Origin of the sequence: Allomuricauda sp. M10 (assembly GCF_020782875.1) — a bacterium.
Classification (GTDB): Bacteria; Bacteroidota; Bacteroidia; order Flavobacteriales; family Flavobacteriaceae; genus Flagellimonas.
The window spans coordinates 95,489-113,966 of record NZ_JAJGBN010000006.1 but is presented as its reverse complement, the minus strand read 5'-3'; the positions used below and the strand labels follow the sequence as shown (position 1 = coordinate 113,966).

The 18,478-nt window shown below is 43.6% G+C and carries 13 protein-coding genes; 1 reads left to right on the top strand and 12 read right to left on the bottom strand.

Going from position 1 to position 18,478, the window contains the following annotated elements; genetic code table 11:
• Window positions 1-35 precede the first annotated feature (35 nt).
• The 9 genes from LKX84_RS14985 to LKX84_RS14945 form a co-directional block, all read right to left on the bottom strand.
• Window positions 36-1,769: a SulP family inorganic anion transporter gene (locus LKX84_RS14985; RefSeq protein WP_228237989.1), complete on the bottom strand. Its 1,734-nt coding sequence runs from the start codon at window positions 1,767-1,769 to the stop codon at window positions 36-38.
• A 61-nt stretch (window positions 1,770-1,830) separates the two neighbouring features.
• A complete protein-coding gene (locus LKX84_RS14980) occupies window positions 1,831-2,463 on the bottom strand; it encodes a Crp/Fnr family transcriptional regulator (protein ID WP_228237987.1) in 633 nt (210 codons plus the stop codon).
• A 146-nt stretch (window positions 2,464-2,609) separates the two neighbouring features.
• Entirely contained in the window at window positions 2,610-3,683 is a 1,074-nt protein-coding gene (locus LKX84_RS14975; RefSeq protein WP_228237985.1) for a sulfatase-like hydrolase/transferase, read from the bottom strand.
• A gap of 3 nt (window positions 3,684-3,686) precedes the next feature.
• On the bottom strand, window positions 3,687-5,276 hold the full coding sequence (locus tag LKX84_RS14970) for a fibronectin type III domain-containing protein (RefSeq protein WP_228237983.1): 1,590 nt from the start codon (window positions 5,274-5,276) through the stop codon (window positions 3,687-3,689).
• Window positions 5,276-6,637, bottom strand: coding sequence for an aspartate aminotransferase family protein (locus LKX84_RS14965; RefSeq protein ID WP_228237981.1), 1,362 nt, complete (start codon window positions 6,635-6,637; stop codon window positions 5,276-5,278). The genes LKX84_RS14970 and LKX84_RS14965 overlap by 1 nt, the downstream gene beginning before the upstream one ends.
• Window positions 6,624-7,898, bottom strand: a complete 1,275-nt coding sequence (locus LKX84_RS14960) for a hypothetical protein (RefSeq protein WP_228237979.1) — start codon at window positions 7,896-7,898, stop codon at window positions 6,624-6,626. The genes LKX84_RS14965 and LKX84_RS14960 overlap by 14 nt, the downstream gene beginning before the upstream one ends.
• Window position 7,899: 1 nt before the next feature.
• A complete protein-coding gene (locus tag LKX84_RS14955; RefSeq protein WP_228237977.1) occupies window positions 7,900-9,537 on the bottom strand; it encodes an alkaline phosphatase family protein in 1,638 nt (545 codons plus the stop codon).
• Between the two features lie 41 nt (window positions 9,538-9,578).
• Window positions 9,579-11,033 carry a SusD/RagB family nutrient-binding outer membrane lipoprotein gene (locus LKX84_RS14950; RefSeq protein WP_228237976.1) on the bottom strand — a complete coding sequence of 485 codons (1,455 nt, stop codon included), beginning with the start codon at window positions 11,031-11,033 and terminating at the stop codon, window positions 9,579-9,581.
• A gap of 20 nt (window positions 11,034-11,053) precedes the next feature.
• Window positions 11,054-14,341 carry a SusC/RagA family TonB-linked outer membrane protein gene (locus LKX84_RS14945; RefSeq protein WP_228237974.1) on the bottom strand — a complete coding sequence of 1,096 codons (3,288 nt, stop codon included), beginning with the start codon at window positions 14,339-14,341 and terminating at the stop codon, window positions 11,054-11,056.
• Between the two features lie 280 nt (window positions 14,342-14,621).
• Here LKX84_RS14945 and LKX84_RS14940 point away from each other — a divergent pair, with 280 nt between their 5' ends.
• Window positions 14,622-15,188 (top strand): helix-turn-helix domain-containing protein, encoded by a 567-nt coding sequence (locus LKX84_RS14940; RefSeq protein WP_228237972.1) that lies wholly within the window; start codon window positions 14,622-14,624, stop codon window positions 15,186-15,188.
• Here LKX84_RS14940 and LKX84_RS14935 read toward each other — a convergent pair whose 3' ends face one another.
• From LKX84_RS14935 to LKX84_RS14925, 3 genes are read right to left on the bottom strand one after another with little or no spacing between them, the layout of a single operon-like run.
• Complete coding sequence (locus LKX84_RS14935) at window positions 15,189-15,872, bottom strand: phosphonatase-like hydrolase (protein WP_228237971.1); 684 nt, start codon at window positions 15,870-15,872, stop codon at window positions 15,189-15,191. It abuts the gene before it with no gap.
• Entirely contained in the window at window positions 15,869-17,041 is a 1,173-nt protein-coding gene (locus LKX84_RS14930; protein WP_228237970.1) for a TIGR03364 family FAD-dependent oxidoreductase, read from the bottom strand. The genes LKX84_RS14935 and LKX84_RS14930 overlap by 4 nt, the downstream gene beginning before the upstream one ends.
• Entirely contained in the window at window positions 17,031-18,311 is a 1,281-nt protein-coding gene (locus LKX84_RS14925) for a DUF5690 family protein (RefSeq protein ID WP_228237969.1), read from the bottom strand. The genes LKX84_RS14930 and LKX84_RS14925 overlap by 11 nt, the downstream gene beginning before the upstream one ends.
• Window positions 18,312-18,478: the final 167 nt, after the last annotated feature.

Genomic DNA, 18,478 nt, shown 5'->3' with positions numbered 1-18,478 from the left:
ATAAAATGGTATGCCATAACTTTCTGTGACCAAAGTTACAAACTCTTGGACTTGGACTGTAATGATACCCGTTTCTGAATCATACTTCTTTCCTGTTGGTCGAAACAGCCATCTACCGCTTCAAAGGTTTGGACAAAGAGATTTTCTTCACCTAAAACATCGATCAGGCCGCTACTGTACAAAATGTCCCTCGTAGGGCCTATGGCCCCAGCAATTAGGAATTTGATACCTTTTTCCCGAAGGTCCAATATGATGCGCTCCAACATGACTGTGGCACTGCTATCTATGTAATTGATTGCTTCCGCGTTCAGCACAACGACCTTTAATCCGATTCCTTTTTTTTCTATTTGTTTGTACAATTGTTTTTTGAAATAATCCTTGTTACCAAAATACAGCTGGGCATCAAACCTTAAGATCAGCTTATCCGGATCAATTTCTACCTCATCCGAAAATCGGTCGATATTTCTGAAATAATTGGTTCCCTTAATTCTTCCCAAAATGGCAATATGGGGATTGGAAATGCGATAGACCAGCAACAAGAGAGAAAGCAATACCCCCAATAGGATACCTTCTATCAAACCAATGAATAAGGTCATCAAGAAAGTCGCCACCAAAAGCAGAAACTCATCCTTTCTATTTTTCCAAAGTACCATTGGATATTTGAGGTCTATCAACCCAAAAACTGATACGATAATGATAGCACCCAGTACTACGGTAGGCAAATTATGGAACACAGGAGTTAGAAAAAGCAGGACCCCAGCCACCAATAGGGCGCTGAAAATAAGGGACATTCCTGTTTTTGCTCCTGCCTGGTCATTGACAGCTGTCCTGGAAAAACTTCCTGAAACCGAAAAAGAATGGAAAAACGACCCCAATATATTGGACATACCCAACGCCCTAAGCTCTTGATTGGCATCGAGTTCGTACTCTGGGTGTCTTTCTTCCACAGTTTTGGCTATTGAAATGGACTCCATAAACCCGAAAAGGGCCACGGTAATAGCTATGGGAAGCAATTGGCCGATCCTATCCCATAAAATGGGCGGGGGTTGAAATGCCGGCAATCCCTTTGGTATCTGGCCCACAACACGTATTCCCAATGTATCCAAACCAAATATGGAAACGATCAAAATACCCAAGACCACCATTAACAAAGGGGTGGGAATCTTTTTACTTACCCTATTCAGTATAATTATAACAAGCGCTGCCAAAACGCCAAAAATCAAGGTATAGGGATTGATTTCTCCCAAACTGCCCACGATATTTCCGATCAGTAGATGAATCTTGCTCGATTGTTCGAATTCGGTTCCCAATATATGTTTAAGCTGCCCCAGGCCAATAAGAATGGCTGCCGCCGAAGTAAAACCACTGATTACGGGTTTTGACAAAAAATTGACAAAAAATCCCATCTTCAATATTCCTAATAGAAGCTGGACGCCCCCTATGAGCAGGGTTAAAAAGAGTATGGCCGCTATATAATCCTCAATGCCTGCTAAATGTAATGCCCCAACACCTGCAGCAACCAATAAGGAATCCATGGCCACAGGGCCAACTGCCAATTGTCTCGATGTGCCCGTTAAAGCATAAATAAAGGGTGGTATCAAAGAAGCATATAACCCATAAATGGGCGGCATACCAGCGATCATGGCATAAGCCATTCCTTGGGGCACGAGCATTATCCCAACAGTTATCCCTGCAATCAAATCGCCGTACAACAACGAACGGTCATAATTGCGGATCCATGATAAAAAAGGAAAATACCTTATGAGCATCTGATTGGTTTTGCGCAAAAATATAGTGCCTAATGGTAGCCCACAGTAACAAAGGGCACAATTACAGATCTAGAACATGAATGTAACTCCTATGCAATTTGAGCTTTTTCATTTTTTCCAGCTTTTTCAATAACCTGGAAACCACGACCCTTGATGTATGTAGATCATAGGCAATTTCTTGGTGGGTACTCCTGATCTTATTGTCGTTGGTCACTTCCACTTTCTTTTTAAGATACTCCACCAACCTTTGATCCAAGTTCTTGAATGCGATACTGTCCACGGTCTGCAACAACTCGTTCAATCGGTTGTGGTAACTATCGAACACATAATTGCGCCAACCTTGATATTTGGCCATCCATTCTTCCATCTTTTGAACGGGGACCATGATGATTCTAACATCGGTTTCGGTTATGGCCCTGATCTCGCTCTTGGTGTGTCCCATGCAACAGGCCATGGTCACCGAGCATGTTTCGCCTTGTTCCAAATAATACAGCAGCAACTCATCCCCTTCCTCATCTTCCCGCAACACTTTTATGGCCCCGGAAAGCAGCAACGGCATACTACGGATGTATTGGCCTATATCCATGATGGTTTCCCCTGCGGGGACTTCCATCAATTTTCCCACTTGAAGGATTTCCTCGATCAGGGGTGGTTCAAAATAATTGCTGAATGTTCCAATAAGATCTTCTTCCATGCTGTTGGTATAGGTCCCCTAAGGTAATTATTTTAATAAAGAAATTCCCGAATCAATTTTGTCCCAATATGCAAAACCCACACTTAAAGTGTGGGTGCATCGCAAATTAACGCAAACTAATAAACTGAAATTAAACCTACTTAAACTTAATTTTTCAAAGGTTGACCCTTCATTTCCTTTGGAAGGGCAACATTTAATTTTTTCAAAATGGTCGGTGCAAACTGGTTGGAATAGAGTTGCTCTTCCGATTTTACTTCCCCAGTTGGCTTTACATCTTTTCCGAAGGTGACCATCCATACCTCACCTGCCCCATTGACCTCGGAACCATGGCTTCTCCAAGTATCCAAAGGCTCGGTTCCCCTACCGTGGTCTGTAGTGATGATGAAAAGAGTTTGATCCTTATAAAATTGATCCTGTTGGGTAAAGTCCCAAAGTTCTTTGATCAAGGCATCGGTATTGTGTGCCGAATTTAGGTATGCTTGATAATCCCCATCATGGGCAAAGTCATCCGTTTCGCCATAGGAGATGTATAGTAATTTGGGATGTTCCTTTTTCATATGCTCCAAGGCATAATGATGGGTGAAGGCATCCAACCGAACACTACCCCAAGGACTTGGGATTTGACCCTGCAGCTCGTTCAGGAATTTCTCCCTTTCGCTCAAATTGCCTGTAGCCGTCTCAAACCCCGCATTCACGGGAACACCGGAACGCTCCTCGTTGATGATAAACGGAAACACATCCCAACTCCCAAAAGCGGCCACTTTCCCTTTCCCTTCAGGCATGTTGTTGTACAATTCCAAAATGGTAACATTGGGGTTTTCTATCTTGTCGTTGCTGCGGATGTTTTTATCATCGGCGGTCCCGGTCAAGATTTCATTGTACCCAGGGTAGGAAAACCACATGGTATTGGTCAAATTCACCTTGCTTCCCAATGTTCGGTTTCCATGTAACTGTCCCATTTTAGCAACTTGGGTCCAGAAAAAGGGCATCAAAGCTTCCCTTCTCTCCTCAGGAGTTTCTCTCCAAAAGGCATTCTTTAGAGCATCTACCTCATGAACGTAGTCCTTGTTCCCGATCAACAAAGGGTCGGCACCTGTAAACAATTCCTGCCAACGATACCCATCCAGGGTGATCAAAATCACTTTGGTATCGGAATCCTGTGCACTTATCTTTAGAAAAGCTACCAAGGCAGCCATCAAAAGCAACATCTTATTTTTCATTTTCTATTTGGTTTTAAATAATGTGGTTTCGGACCAATCGCTCCAGTTGAGGTTTTGGTCGCGGTAACGGACCCTCCAATAATAGGTGGTTCCGGGTTTCAATCGTTTGGTTTTTTCATCGGTAAGGTCGTCATCTTTTTGACGGTCTTCTTCATAGTACCAGTTTTCATATTGTTTCCAACTGTCCAAAGCCAATTTTTCAAAATTCTTGGTTTCGGAAACCTGCCAATGGGCAGCACCATGGAAAGCTCCACTGATCGGGCTTGAAAATTCACCAGCTTTTAACATGGCAAATTCATCCTCAACTTCTGCGTTGTTTATAGGTGAAATTGTTTTCGGGGTTTCGGGTTTCTTTTCCATTTTCCAAATGGTGATGCTATCGCGAAGCTCATTATCCCTTAGCTTGGATTCATTGCCGCGACTTATCCTTTTTATGGTGAATTTTGGGTCATTTCGATTTCCATCCACCTCAACCATCACAAAACCATATTCATCTTGGGAAACCGTGAACTCATCGTAATCCCTGCCTTCAAACTCGCCCCAATTATCGATGGAACCTCCTGCAGAAGCCACATTGATCCACAAATGCTTGTGATCTCTGGACTGTCCCCTGGAGTAGGCATGGGTATGACCGAAAAAGTGAATACTGGGTTTCCCTGTTTTGGTTGAGAACTCTTCCAGCATTTTAACCACTTTTCCCGTGGGTTCTTCTTCTCCTGGAATCCAAAGCTCCGATTTGTAGGGATGGTGGAGTTGGGCAAAAACAAAGTCGATATTATCATCCTTTTCCGTGTCTTCCAGTACCTTTTCCAACCATTCGTATTGCTCCCTCAAATCCCGATACCCGTCATTGGAATTCAACCCGATCACACGGGTATTTCCGTAATCTTTAAACCACCAATGTTCAGCATATGCTGGAGTTCCGTTCTCGGGAAGACTGAAATATTTGAAGTAAAAAATGGAATTGCGTTCATGGTTCCCCAAAACCGGGTACACGGGCACTTCGGCAAATAATTTTTGGGCAGGGTCAAAGAAATGGTCTTTCCATTGATAGTATTGGCTGCCGCTCTGAACCAAGTCTCCCGGAATCATGATCATGGCCAGGTTATTGGGCAATTTACCACCAAATTCCTTTTTTAAATATTGAATGATGCCCTCGTTCACCACTTCTGAAAACTTATTCGGATTTTGGCTATCGTATTGCATATCGCTCATGGCAACTATGTTGAACGATTCCTCATCACTTGCAAAGGGCGGCGTTTTAAATTGAAAGATTTCCGATTTGGCCCAACCCGTTTTCACCCGATAGTAGTATTCGGTAAAGCGATCCAGGCCTGTTAATTTAACAGTATGTACCCTCGATTCCGAAAAGTTGATGTCCTCGGCTTTTCCCAGGGCCTTTTTGCCCAATTTTGGAGTGGTTCCATATTCCACAATACTCTCTTCTCCATTGGTGGTCTCCCACATAATGGTAATGGAATTGGGTTTGGCATTCTGCAAGTAGGGTTGAATCAAAATTTGGGGTTCCGATTGGGCCATCAAATGGACGGTGCCCACAAATAAGTAGATCAGTAGTTGGTTGATTTTTTTCATTAAGCTATAGCGTTGGTTTTTAGAAAAGCCTGGTTTAAAATGTCCAAGGCTTTTTCCAGTTCTTCTCTTGAAATGGTCAAAGGAGGGGAGAGTTGCAGTACATTTCCTTTGGAAACTTTGAAACTCAATCCATTCTTTAGGCATTCGTACATGATTTCCTCGGCTTCGGCAGTCGCTTTTTCCTTAGAGGTCCTATTGGTCACCAATTCGATTCCCCATAAAAGTCCAACCCCGCGCACATCGCCTATCAAAGAATATTTTCTGTGCATTTTGTAAAGGGCTTTTTTCATGAATTCCTCATCCGCCTTTACTTTTTGCAATAGGTTTTCTTCTTCAATAATTTCCAAAAGGGTCAATCCGGCCACCGAGCCCAACGGACTTTTCTCATGGGTATAGTGCCCCAAGGAAATATGTCCGAAACGGTTGTACTCTTCACGGGTCACAATGGCTGCTTGGGGAACAATGCCTCCACCCAAGCCTTTGCCCAAACAAAGGATATCGGGTTCAATACCGAACAGTTCGTAGGCGAACATTTTTCCCGTACGTCCGAAGGCGATCGGAATTTCATCCAAAATCAACAGTACCCCATACTTATCACAAAGTTCACGGGCGCCTTGCCAATATTTTGCGGTTGGAATCTGAACATCGGTGTTGCGGATGGTCTCGGCCAAAAAGGCACCGATCTCATCATCTTTGGACAACACATGCTCCAAATATTCCAAGGCCTTTTCCTCGTTTCCTTCAAAAATACCACGGTAGGTAATCGGAGGTGGAATGCGTTCCACACCGGGCATCAAAGGACCCATATGTTCCTGAAAAATGGATTCGCCACCTACACTGATGGCATCCAAATTGGCTCCATGGAACGAATCCCAAAAGGAAACCACTTTGTGCTTTCCGGTCACCGCACGGGCCAATTTTAAAGCAATACTTATGGAAGAACTCCCGTTCGGAGTAAGCAAAATTCTATTCAGGCCTTTTGGGGTATAGGACGTCAATTTTTCCGCAAACTGAATGGCCTTTTCATTGGTATATCTTCGGGTTGAAAATGTAAGTTCCTGAAGTTGCCCCATGAGTGCACTCACCATTTTAGGGTGCGAAAATCCTACTTGGTGCACATTGTTGCCATGAAAATCCAGATAGCGCTTCCCCGAAATACTCTCCAAATAGGAACCTTCGCAATTTTTTAAGACATCCAAACACGGGGTGGACATGGATTGGTGCAAAAAGTATTTAGCATCCTTATCCAATAGTTCCTTGGTCTGGTAGTTCACTTCTTCCTTCAACCATTCTCCCCTTGCAGAGGTGAGGTTGATGTCGCCTTCCACAACAGATTCCGCGTTGTGCTTATCGTGCTTCATATGGTCCATATTTCGCCAGTATTTCCCTTTCTTCGGATGAATCGTTCAACACATAAATATCGTACGAATTCCCATGATTGTAAACCCGTACCACAATATGTCCCTTTTGGCTTTTGTATTGATCCAACCTGCCCCCGATTACATCCTTGGTGCCTTGAAGCATGATGGTTGAAAAAATATCTCGTTCGCCTGGGTACAATTGTGTTGATGTTATTCTTCTTAAAACTTCCTCGCCCGGATGATCGGCGGTCCAATTCTGTTGGATCCAGACACGAGGCCTGATGGTCCGAACATAAAATGGATTTTGTGAATCGCGGTTTCCGTGATGGTTGAGTGTGGCCACATCCACCGGGCCAATTACTGGGGCCACGTGGGATTCCAAAGCATCCAAATCCGTCTGACCCATGCCGTCTATGCCGGAAATATCACCGCCCGTGTAATAGTTGAACTTGCCGTAATCGATTCGGATGCCATTGCTCAATGGATTCTCCCCAGGGTATTCCCCTTGTTTGAAAAGGGAATAAAACGAATTATCATACCCCGTCCAAATGTTTCCATTGGAGGCAATGTTCTGAATCAAGAATTCCGGATAATCCTTTGGATTATTTTTTAATGTAATCTGATCCGAACGGCCCACCTTCAATGCTTCATTGACCAATCCAACTTTTTTAGTTTGATAATCGATAAACTTCCAATACTCTTTTAAAGTGGGCACCATTCCATAGGCATCGCTAGAAAAGCGCTGCTCGGCTTGCACTTTGGGATCCTTCAGGTTGATGGGGAATTCAAATCCGCGATCGATCAATTTTTTGATGGGAATCAAGGTTCCCACTTCCATGATTCCGGTTAATTGATACCCTCCGGGAGCTGTTTTTCGTAAGGAATCAATTTCCCCGAAATGGTCATCGTGGTAATGGGTGATGAGGGCATAATCCAACTTTCGTTCCTGACTTTTGGGCAAAAACTGGTCGATATAATCCACAATCCATTGAGGTGCCGTTTTGGACCTGTTAGGAACCAACTGGGCATTTCTACTCGATGTGGTCCTTGGATGGGTCTCGGACATATCTCCCGCATCTACCAACAAGTTGGTACCATCAGGAAAAATCATAAAAGCAGCATCACCTCGTCCAGTATTGATATGATGGATGTCCAAAAAACCAGGTTCCCAAGCAGGCAATTGCTGCTTTTGACCTTTTACAATCAAAGCCGTAAAAAACAGAACGGCCAAAACACCTGATTTTTTGAAGTTGATATGCATGTTATTTTTCTCTGTATAAATGATTGGCGGGAATGATCTGCTTTGGAATGTTGGCCCCTTGGTATTTCACATCCAAATGGTAGCCTCCTCCGCCGTTAAAAAATTCTACCCTGATCAAATGTTTGCCTTTCATCAATTCAATGGCTTCGCCACGCTCCATGACTCCATGGTCACCGTCATTGTCTACTAACAATTTTCCGTTCACATAGAGTTTACTCCCGTCGTCACTATTGGTGAAAAAGCCATATTTCCCATCTTCGGGAATATCCAAATAACTTTCCAAAACCAAGGCTACCTGTTCTTGTTGTACATCATCCGTCAATGCTTGTTTATGGGAGAATTCTGCAACAAAACCTTCTTTAACAGGCTTTAAGGTAGCGAAATTGGGCAATTTGTCCATCCCTTCCCCGTAATAAATGGCATAGGCAACAGGGTCTTCTTTTGTTTCAGGGACCAACCTGAAATTGGCCTCGGCAATCGTACTTACCATTTGCCCTTCTTGAAAAATCCCTGCCTTTACGATCTCGGTCTGCCTCAAATAAAAAGTATCTTGATATGCCTTGCTGTTTTCCATGGTCGGAACAGCATTTCCAATGGTATATCTGATCTCACCCACATTGTTGGGGTTCTGCATCACCACGGCAACGGAATCAGCCTTAAACACTCCCCCAGCAGGTTCAAAATAGCCAGCATCTGGAAGTATCTTGGGTTGAGTAATTTGTTCCTTGCGCTTATAGGTCAAGTTAGGTTTTTCATTGCCGATGAACGCTCCTTTAACGGGTCTCCCGATCCAAGATTGGGGAGTTTGCAATCCCATGGCATAGGCCACCGTGGCAGCATTGTCGTATTGGTAAACGGTCTCTTCAATTGTATAGCCCTTTTTGATTCCTGCACCATAAAGGAGGAAGGGAATCTCCATTTCGGCCAGACTCTCACCCCCGTGCCCAAAACCAATTCCACCGTGATCGGCAGAAACAATGAACAAGGTTTTTTCAAAGATACCCGCTTCTTTGGTCGCATTGACAATCTCCGTGATCAAAGAGTCCGCCTTTTCCACGGATTTGTAATATTCCGGACTTCCATGCCCCAAGGCATGGCCTGCATGGTCCACATGATCCAAATGCACAAAGGTGAATTTAGGGGTATGTTCCTTAATGTAGTTTACAGCCTGCAGTGTTGTATTGTCCTCATGATCTCCGTCAATATCAAAATCGACATCCTCCTTTTCGAACAAACGACCAAAGCCATCCCAGTCATAAATGGCACCTACATGAGCTTCTGGTCGCTGATCATGGAATAAGGTAAAAATGGTTGGGAAGGTTCCATTTTTGGTTACCACCACAGGCGGTAATTGATGGTCGAATTTCTCCCAGCCGTTGGAAGTGATTCCATGCTGTTCGGTATCGGCCCCCATGATCATACTAGCCCAATTGGGACTGGAACTTGATGGCAATACGGAACGGGCATGCATGGTAGCCGCCCCATTTTGGATCATGGTATCCATCATCGGGGTATTGGCCTTTTGAATCCCGTTTGGACTCATGGCATCCACACCAATAATCACTATGTGTTCTATACCCTTAGGGGTATCATCCTCTTTGGAAGAACAAGACCACAGGAACAAAATTCCCGTGGTCATGATCAAACCTTTTTTTATATACTGATAAAACATGGGCTGTGTTAATTTTCCCACCAAACCTTGGTCGTGATCTTATCACTTCCCATTCTGTTGACAGCCTCAGTATAGTTGGCATTATTCAACGATTCCTCTTCACTTGGGTACTCGAACCTGCTTGGATATACATCGTAGAAAGCATCGGGTCCTGGTTCAATGGTTGCAGGGAAACCAGTTCTCTTGTATTCAATGAATCCTTGGTAATCGGTGTAGAACAAGTTGATGTACTTTTGGGTCATGATGGTTTCCAACGTATTATCAAAAGCTACTCCTGTACTGGTCAAATAATCCGCTGGCATGGCCACATCCCAATAGGCGAAGTTGGCCGTGATCCCTTCCTCATACAACGCTTGTGCATCAGCTGTGATCCATCCTCTTTGGGCCGCTTCCGCTAAAATGAACTGTACTTCGGAATACAACATCAACCTTGCTTGGTTGGCATTAGCCTGAAAATAGAAGTAATCGATATTGAACTTGGAAAGGAAAGCATCACCACCTTGGTAGGTATAAGCAGGACCATCCACAACTCCGTTCAACATACCCACAATTTCTGGGGTACCCAAAGTAACCGAATTGGCGGTTGGGTCGGCGAAAAATTCCAATCGGGGATCGTTCAATCCTTGCAACATGGTCACAAAATGCTCGGAAATCCTGTACTCGTTATAAGAACCTACACGGTAAACGGATTCCTCGGTAACAGGGTGTGCATCTGGATTGGCGGCAAGAAAGGTTTGTACTGCATTGTCGTCATTGGAAGCCATCACAGGATACTGCCCAGGGTTGTTATAAATTTCTGAAATCACACTGGATGAAGTAGATGGAGCAACCTCGCTCAAACGAAGGGCCAAACGCAATCTCAACGAGTTAGCAAATTTTCTCCAAAGCGATAGATCCCCATCGAACAATAGGTCCCCTTTAATGGCATTCAATTCAGAACCCGACAAAATGGAATTCGCATTGGCCAATTCTTCCAACATGGACGTGTAAATATCCTGTTGTGTATCATAAACAGGGGCGTGATTGGCCTCGCTTGCTTGGTTTACTTCCGAAAAGGGAACATCTCCCCACATATCGGTCAAGATACTAAAAGCCCAAACTTGCATGATCCTTGAAACAGCAACGTAACTATCAAGTTCATTGGCATTGGCCAATTTTTCCAATTCCTTGGCATCTCGAATGGCACTGTAATAGCTGTCCCAGGCGCCGCCTTGATCTCCCCAGTCAAAAAGGTCAAAAGAGGTAAACACAATACGTGCCCCATATTGTCCCATTAGGTTTCCTTCGCTCCAAGACCCACCTACAGCTTCTCTGATGGCCCTTCTTTGAAGGTTGGTCAAAAGCAGTTCCGGGTTTTGGTTGATGTTCAACGCCACATCCGGATTATCGTTGCTCACGTCAAACTTGTCGCACGACCAAAGGGTCATTACAAGTACGGTAGCTATAAAGAATATCTTTTTCATTATGTTGTGTATTAGCCTGATTAAAATTCTACGTTGATTGAAAATCCTACACTACGCGTTGTAGGTACTGTGGCATTTTCCACCCCGGGAACAAAACTTCCTCCTCCGAAAGACAACAATTCTGGGTCGCCATGGTTGAAATCCTTGGCCCACAACCAAAGGTTGGTTCCGATAATGGAGAAGCTCAAATTCTTGATATCGTCTGTTTTCAAGAACCCTTTAGGGAAATCGTAAGTCAATCTGGCTTCCCTCAATTTGATGAAAGTGGCATCGTAAATACCTTCAGTGTCATTGTCCCTTCTGTAACGGTTGTTATGGTAAGCATTGGCAGCAACGATTACATTATTGGGCACATATTCACCTCCTTGCAACATCACACCATCACCAATGATACCATCGTTCCAAGTTGTTCCATTGGTATCGGTATAGGTTAGTCCAGAATCGGCAATACCTGGGTGAGCACCACCGTACTCTGGGGAACGACCCCAAAGGGTTTCCACCACGTTTCCGGAAGTTGCAGCGATCAAACGTGTTCTGGAAAGCAATTCCCCGCCTTGTCTCCAATCCAAAAGGAAGTTGAGGGAAATGTTCTTGTACTTAATGGTGTTGTTCCAGCCCAAGGTAAAGTCAGGGTTGAAGTTCCCTACTTTTCTCAAGGTATTGTCCTGTTGCACCAAACCGTTGTTGAAGATCACTTCGCCGTAATAAGGACTGTCCTTATCTTCTACCTTTACCAATCCGGTTCCCCACATATCACCAAGCGAACCGCCTTTTTCGGCAACCAAGGTAATTCCGTTTCCGCCATAAGAATATCTATCCACACCATCGGCCAATTCCAAAATCTTGTTTCGGTTTAAACCAAAGTTGAAGGAAGAGTTCCAAGAAAAATTCTTGCTTTCGAAAGGGGTAACGCCCAACATGATCTCTACCCCTTGGTTTCTGATCTTACCGGCATTGATGGTCCTGGCAGATTTTCCTGAAGTTACAGGAAGGTCAATATCCAAGATCTGGTTTTTGGAAACCGTGTTGTAGTAGGTGGCATCCAAGGTCAATTTGTTGTTGAACATCCTAAGGTCAGTACCAAATTCGTAAGAGGTTTGGATCTCAGGTTTCAAATCGAAGTTTGGCAACGTACTGGATGGACTTGCAGTTGGATTGTCTCCTACAGGTGTTCCTAAAGCGTAATATTCTGAAAGACGGTATGCATCAGTATCGCTACCTACCTGTGCCCAACCACCACGTAGTTTGGCAAAGTTTAGAACATCGTTGTTGTTGATGTCCAACAAATCGGTAAGTACCACACTCAACGATGCAGATGGGTAAAAATAGGAGTTGTTTTGCTTAGGAAGTGTGGACGACCAGTCATTACGAGCAGTCAAATCCAAATACACACTGTTGTTCCATCCCAATTGTGCAAACGCATACAAAGAATTGATCTGCTTTTCCGGACGGCTGGTTGTTTGCACCAAATTACCATCCACATTCGAGAAGGAATAGATTCCCGGAATCAAAAGTTTGTTGGCCATCAAAGCATTGAAATGGTTTTTCTGAACCATTCTGTTTCCACCGAAGTTGGCATTCACATTGAATTTATCATTGATTCTCTTGTCATAGGTCAACAAGAAATCCAAGTTGGTTTCCTGAAAATTGATCTTGTCTTCCCGGTACTGACCATTAGGGAATCGTTGAGTGGAATAGGCCCTTTTGATGAATCGGTATTCAGAGAAGAAATCACGACCACCACGTACCATAAATTTAAAATCGTTGTTGATCTTATAGGTTGCTGAAAGGTTACCAATAACCCTGTCCTTAGCAAGAGCATTGGTATTTTCATACATGGTAAAGTATGGGTTGTCGTGATAATTGTAGTTGTAGTTGAACTGTTGGAAGCCTTCCAATCCATCCTGCCAGTAGTTCCTCAAGTTTTTAACATTCACTTGTTGGCCCCACCATATGAAGAGGTACATTACAGATTCCGTACCATAACCGTTTACGTGACGGTTATCCGAATCTGAACGGATGTAGTTGATCTTGGAGGACAAACTCAACCTATCGGAAATTTGATAATCCCCAGAAACGGAGATCGTGTTTCTTCTTAAATCCGTATTGGGCACAATACCTTTGTTGTCCAAATTGGTATAGCTCACACGGTAGTTTCCATTTTCGTTGGATCCGTAAAGGGAAACGGTATTGATCAAGGTTCTACCGGTTTCCATGAATTCTTTAGCTGGGTTACCACCATACACAAATGGAGTGGCTATGATATCTCCCCTTCTTTGAAGATCGACCCCAGAGGAACCCAAGACATAGTCCAATCCGTGAACATCACCTCCACGTAAACCGTTGGTGGTAGGAGAATCATGCTGTGGTCTTAAGGTACCGTCCAAAAGGGGACCCCAAGATTCATCCACACCATCATAGGTTCCATTTCCGTAGCCATCTGAAAAGGCAAAATCAAAGTTTTTACCCTGTCCATAAACTCCTTGATATTCGGGAGCTTTCAAAACACTTTCAAAAGTGGTCTTGGAACTAAAACTGATACCACTCCTTCTTCCTTTACCGGATTTAGTGGTAATGATCACCGCACCGTTGGCTGCCCTGGAACCATAAAGTGCCGTTGCGTTGGCACCTTTCAATACAGAAATGGAGGCAACATCGTCAGGGTTGATCTCCGCAGCACCGTTACCATAATCAAGGTTCATGTTAGATGCGCCGCCCAAGGTATTGGTTCTGGTATCCGTTGTATTGTTGATTGGAATACCATCCACAATGAAAAGTGGTTGGTTGTCTCCCTGCATAGAGGAATACCCCCTTATCACAACGGATGAAGATTGTCCAGGCCCTGTACCGTTTGTCACCACCTGTACCCCGGCTGTTCTACCGGCAAGGGTACTTACGGTGTTGGTGCTGGTAGATTGGGACACCTCATCGCCCCCAACCTTTTGCACAGCATAGCCCAAGGATTTTTCGTCCCTTGTAATGTTCAAGGCCGTTACCACAACCTCGTCCAGCTGCTGGGAATCAGGTTGCAACATAATGGTCCCAGTGGATTGACCCGCTGTGGAGAAATCTTTTGCCAGATACCCTATATAGGTAACCAGCAAAGTTTCATTGGCACTGGGCAACTGAATTTCAAAGTTCCCATCAAAGTCTGTAGCCACACCAGTGGTGCTACCCTTCACAACAACGGAGGCCCCAGGCAGGGGCATGCTGTTCTCGTCTACTACCTTCCCTGAAAAAGTACTCTGGGAATAGCCGATCATACTTACGGTAAAGGCAAGTAAAAACGCTAGGATTGATTTTTTCATTTGTTGAGTATTTGTAAAATTTGGTTAATTATTTATCAACAAATATCCAACACAAGAGTTAAGGCATGCCCTTAAACAGATTAAAAAAAGGATACGGAAAGGTTAAAAGAAACTGCCCAATGTTAGGTAAACATTATTTACAAATATGCACTTTTAATAAGCCCTATATTTATAGGTATTTTGAAAAGAATCCATTTTTATAAGGGATTGAAGACTTTTTTTAGTAATTATGAATATTGACAGAATGTGATAAATATTAAAATAGCGAGCATACCCCAAAATGGAAGATTATTTAATTGGAATAGGCAAACGGATCAAGGAAATACGGAAGAACAATAAAAAGACCATTAACGATGTTGCCATCAATGCTGGAGTAACTGCCGGATTAATTTCCAGGATAGAAAATGGAAGGACCATACCGTCCTTACCGGTGTTTTTAAAAATCGTTGGTGCGTTGGATACGGAACTCACAGATTTCTTTGATGGGATGCCCAAAGTAAACGGCCAGAATTTTTTGGTTTCCCGGAAAGATGACCAAACCATTATTGAAAAAGAGGACGAGGCCATTGGCTTTACCTATAATTACATCTTTAGTAAACAACTGAACTCCGTTGGATTTGAAAGTGTTCTTTTGGAAGTACAACCCAATTCAAAGCGGGAAAAAGTAGTTACAGATGCCTTTGAATTCAAATACATTTTAACCGGGGAGTGTTCCTATGTAATTGGGGACCAAGAAGTGTTGTTAAAAGAAGGGGACTCCATTTTCTTTGATGGTAGAATCCCCCATGTTCCGATCAACCGAGGGGCTGTGCCCTCCAAAATGTTGGTGGTGTATTTCTTTATCTGATCAAGGATATAGCACCCCAGCCAAAGCATCCAATGAAGTAAGGATGTAGGTAGGCTCTGCGGTTTCCAACTGCTCACGGGTTTGTGCTCCTGATAACACGGCCACGGTAATACCACAGTTGGCATTTTTGCCTTCTTCAATATCGATAACGGAATCGCCAGCCTTCAAAACATGTTCCGGACCTTCAATTTGGAACATCTCCATGGCCTTGTCTATCATTTCCGAAGAGGGCCTTCCGTTCACCACATCATCCGCAGTGATCAAGGCATCAATTTGTTTGCCGGGTTCCCAACCCAATTTATCCAAAAGGGATTGCGCCGTTTTTCGATCATATCCCGTGTTCAACACCACTTTTACCCCGTGGGACTTTAAGATTTCAAAAAGTTGCTCCACCCCATCATACGGAGTCACTTGTAAATTGGCATAGGCTTCTTTAAGCATTTCTTTAAAATCGCTGTGTACGGCCTTGGCATCCACTTCTTCATCACGCTCGGCCTTGGTGGCTTCCAACACATCCAAAATTGCCTTATACTTTTCCTTTCCGGCACCATATTCAAGAACCGTTTCCAAGGGAACATCAACACCCCATTTGGCCAAAGCCTGCCTAACCGTTTTGTAAACCACATTATCTTCGTTCACCGTTGTTCCGGCCATATCAAAAACCGCTAGTTTAATGTCTTTCATAAGTTGATTTTCTGCGTATTAAAAATTGATGCTACATTCTTTTTGCTGAATCCGGCACTTCCTGTCATTCCTTTACCCCCAATTCCGGTGACGATGTGGATATGTTCCCCGATCGTCTTCTGGAAAATATCATTGGTTTTGCATTGGGAGTACATGCCATACCATCTTCTTTGGATTTCATAGGTAGGCAAATCGATAATTTTCTTGGCTTCCTCCACCATAAAGTGGTCGATGTCCATATCCAGGTCATATCCCAAATCCTCTATGGAATTGGCATCGGCATATTGATGGGAATCTCCCAAAATTATGGAACCATCCGTTGCCTGCTTGAACAAAATATGAACGCCCCACTGTTTTTGAAGACTATCTTCAGGTTCGTTCTTTTTGATTTCGGCATAGGACGGGCATTCATAAAAAGCCTCGTACCTTCTGATGGACCATCCGGTTAAAATGGAGCCTTTTAGTTCATAATTCCCTTGGGGTTTGGTCTGCATCATCTGTAACTTGGATACCTCAAGGTCGCTGTTGGCAAATACTTCGGGATACAGGTTCTTAAAATCGCTGCCATTGCAAATGATGACTTTTTTTGCCCAAAGCGATTCCCCTGATGCACTATCCACCTTCACCCATTCGCCGTTGCGTTCGCACCCAATTACAGGAAAACTCATTTTGATTTCCATCCCCTTGTAGGTCGACAAAAATTCCTGCAACCTATGGATCATGATCCTGGGTTCCACCGTAACTTCTTCCGGGAAAAAGAGACCAGCGGTCACATAATCCTTTCTTAAGCCCGGGTAACGTTCCAGGCATTCACTTTTGGTGAGCATTTTGGAGGTATAATCATTGCTGTTGTTGATGGCCCTCAGTTCCACCAACAATTGTTCCTCCTCTTCGTTGGATGCCAAATACACGCTTCCATTTTGCCGAATACTGATATTGAACTGTGATTGGATCTCTTTATAAATGCGAAGGCTTTCCCTTCCGAATTGTTGCCATTTGGAGTTCATTCCCGAAGGTACCACTTGGCCAAAATTTTGTGTGGTGGCCCCTTTAGGATAGGCATCCTTTTCAACCAAACATACCTTTAGGCCCATTTCCATGGCGTGGTAAGCATGAAAGGTTCCCAAAATGCCACCACCAATGATGACGGCATCGTATCTATTTTCCATAATCTAATCCTTGATTACTATTTTCTGATTTATGACGTGCGCCAAAATGCAGGAACAACATGACCGTGATCACGATGCCAATCACCGCCACGGCATAGGTACCGTACACAAAGAAGTTGAGCCATGAGAGCTTGGCCTGTCCGAAATTCTTATACAGCAAAACCAAAACACTGCCTGCATAACCAAAAGCATCCGCTATGTAAATGAGAAAACCGGAGTTGCCCCTTACTTTGAAAGCCGCAATGAACCGATCAAAAAACAGACAGTTGAAGGGCACATAGCAAATGTAAAGTCCAAATCCTGTAGAGACCATCCAAACAAAAGGATCTAAAACCCCGGTTTGGAACAGGATGGTGGACAAGGCCAACACCACGGTCCCCAACAATAACAATCCGTGATAGGTGAGCAAAGCTTTAAAATTATCCTTGATGTAGAAAATGGTGCCAATAATCAGTAGCACCACAATGGCAATGATGATCTCGGATGTAGAAAACACCGAAATATCACCTTGATAACCGATGCTGTCCCACAATTCGCGGGCAAAATTGTCCCTAAAATCCCTGAAGGCCGTCAAAAAGGTGTAAAAGATGACCACTAGGAGCAACGGAAAAAAGAACTGCTTTACCAAATGTCTGCGGTCTTCCTTCGTCATCGGGATCCGTTCGGTCCTGTTTTCGATATCATCAGCAGTCGGCGGCGGTACTTTTTGCAACAAATAGGAACAAAGAAGCAAAGGAATAAAAAACAATGCCCCGGTTACCACTGGCATCCAAAATTCAGTAATTCCCCAATGGTGCATCACATAAAGCCCCACAGATTTGACCACGCCACTGGAAACGATGAAACTGGCCGAGAGTACCACCCCAAGGATGTCCGTGAACCTTCTCCCTTCAATATAGGAGAACACAATGCCCCAGATCATTCCCAACGGCAAACCGTTCAGGAACATAAAAACAATATTGTAAGGGGCAGGCACCAATGCAAATAACAGCAAGGAAAGTTCCGCCATCACGATCAAGGCAATCAGGTACATCAACCTTCGGTTGGGCTTTAATTCGGAAATTACCTTGATCCCCACAAATTTGGACAGCGCATACCCGATCACCTGGGCAATGACCAGTAAAATTTTGTAGTTGACCCCAAAATAGGACAAGCCTTCAAAAGTGGCCACGGAAAAGGGCTTTCTAAAGGCATACATGCAAAAGTAAGTGCCAAAGGCAGCCAAGGAGGCGTGTAGCACAAAGATTAAACTCGACCGCTTTTTCAACATACCTTATATTATATGTTTACAAATACTAAAATAATGTTTCAAATTACTCAAATTTATAATAAAGTTCCGCTTCTTTTTAGATTAAAAAATTGTTAGAAAAAAATTACACTTTTTAAGAATTAGAAGATATAATCCGAATTTAAAAAGAGAGTTCATCTATAAATAAC

Coding starts and splice junctions, on each gene's coding strand:
- LKX84_RS14925 (WP_228237969.1), bottom strand. CDS start 18,311: ATGTTGAAAAAGCGGTCGAGTTTAATCTTTGTGCTACACGCCTCCTTG.
- LKX84_RS14985 (WP_228237989.1), bottom strand. CDS start 1,769: ATGCTCATAAGGTATTTTCCTTTTTTATCATGGATCCGCAATTATGAC.
- LKX84_RS14975 (WP_228237985.1), bottom strand. CDS start 3,683: ATGAAAAATAAGATGTTGCTTTTGATGGCTGCCTTGGTAGCTTTTCTA.
- LKX84_RS14935 (WP_228237971.1), bottom strand. CDS start 15,872: ATGAAAGACATTAAACTAGCGGTTTTTGATATGGCCGGAACAACGGTG.
- LKX84_RS14955 (WP_228237977.1), bottom strand. CDS start 9,537: ATGACCACGGGAATTTTGTTCCTGTGGTCTTGTTCTTCCAAAGAGGAT.
- LKX84_RS14980 (WP_228237987.1), bottom strand. CDS start 2,463: ATGGAAGAAGATCTTATTGGAACATTCAGCAATTATTTTGAACCACCC.
- LKX84_RS14960 (WP_228237979.1), bottom strand. CDS start 7,898: ATGCATATCAACTTCAAAAAATCAGGTGTTTTGGCCGTTCTGTTTTTT.
- LKX84_RS14970 (WP_228237983.1), bottom strand. CDS start 5,276: ATGAAAAAAATCAACCAACTACTGATCTACTTATTTGTGGGCACCGTC.
- LKX84_RS14945 (WP_228237974.1), bottom strand. CDS start 14,341: ATGAAAAAATCAATCCTAGCGTTTTTACTTGCCTTTACCGTAAGTATG.
- LKX84_RS14930 (WP_228237970.1), bottom strand. CDS start 17,041: ATGGAAAATAGATACGATGCCGTCATCATTGGTGGTGGCATTTTGGGA.
- LKX84_RS14950 (WP_228237976.1), bottom strand. CDS start 11,033: ATGAAAAAGATATTCTTTATAGCTACCGTACTTGTAATGACCCTTTGG.
- LKX84_RS14965 (WP_228237981.1), bottom strand. CDS start 6,637: ATGAAGCACGATAAGCACAACGCGGAATCTGTTGTGGAAGGCGACATC.
- LKX84_RS14940 (WP_228237972.1), top strand. CDS start 14,622: ATGGAAGATTATTTAATTGGAATAGGCAAACGGATCAAGGAAATACGG.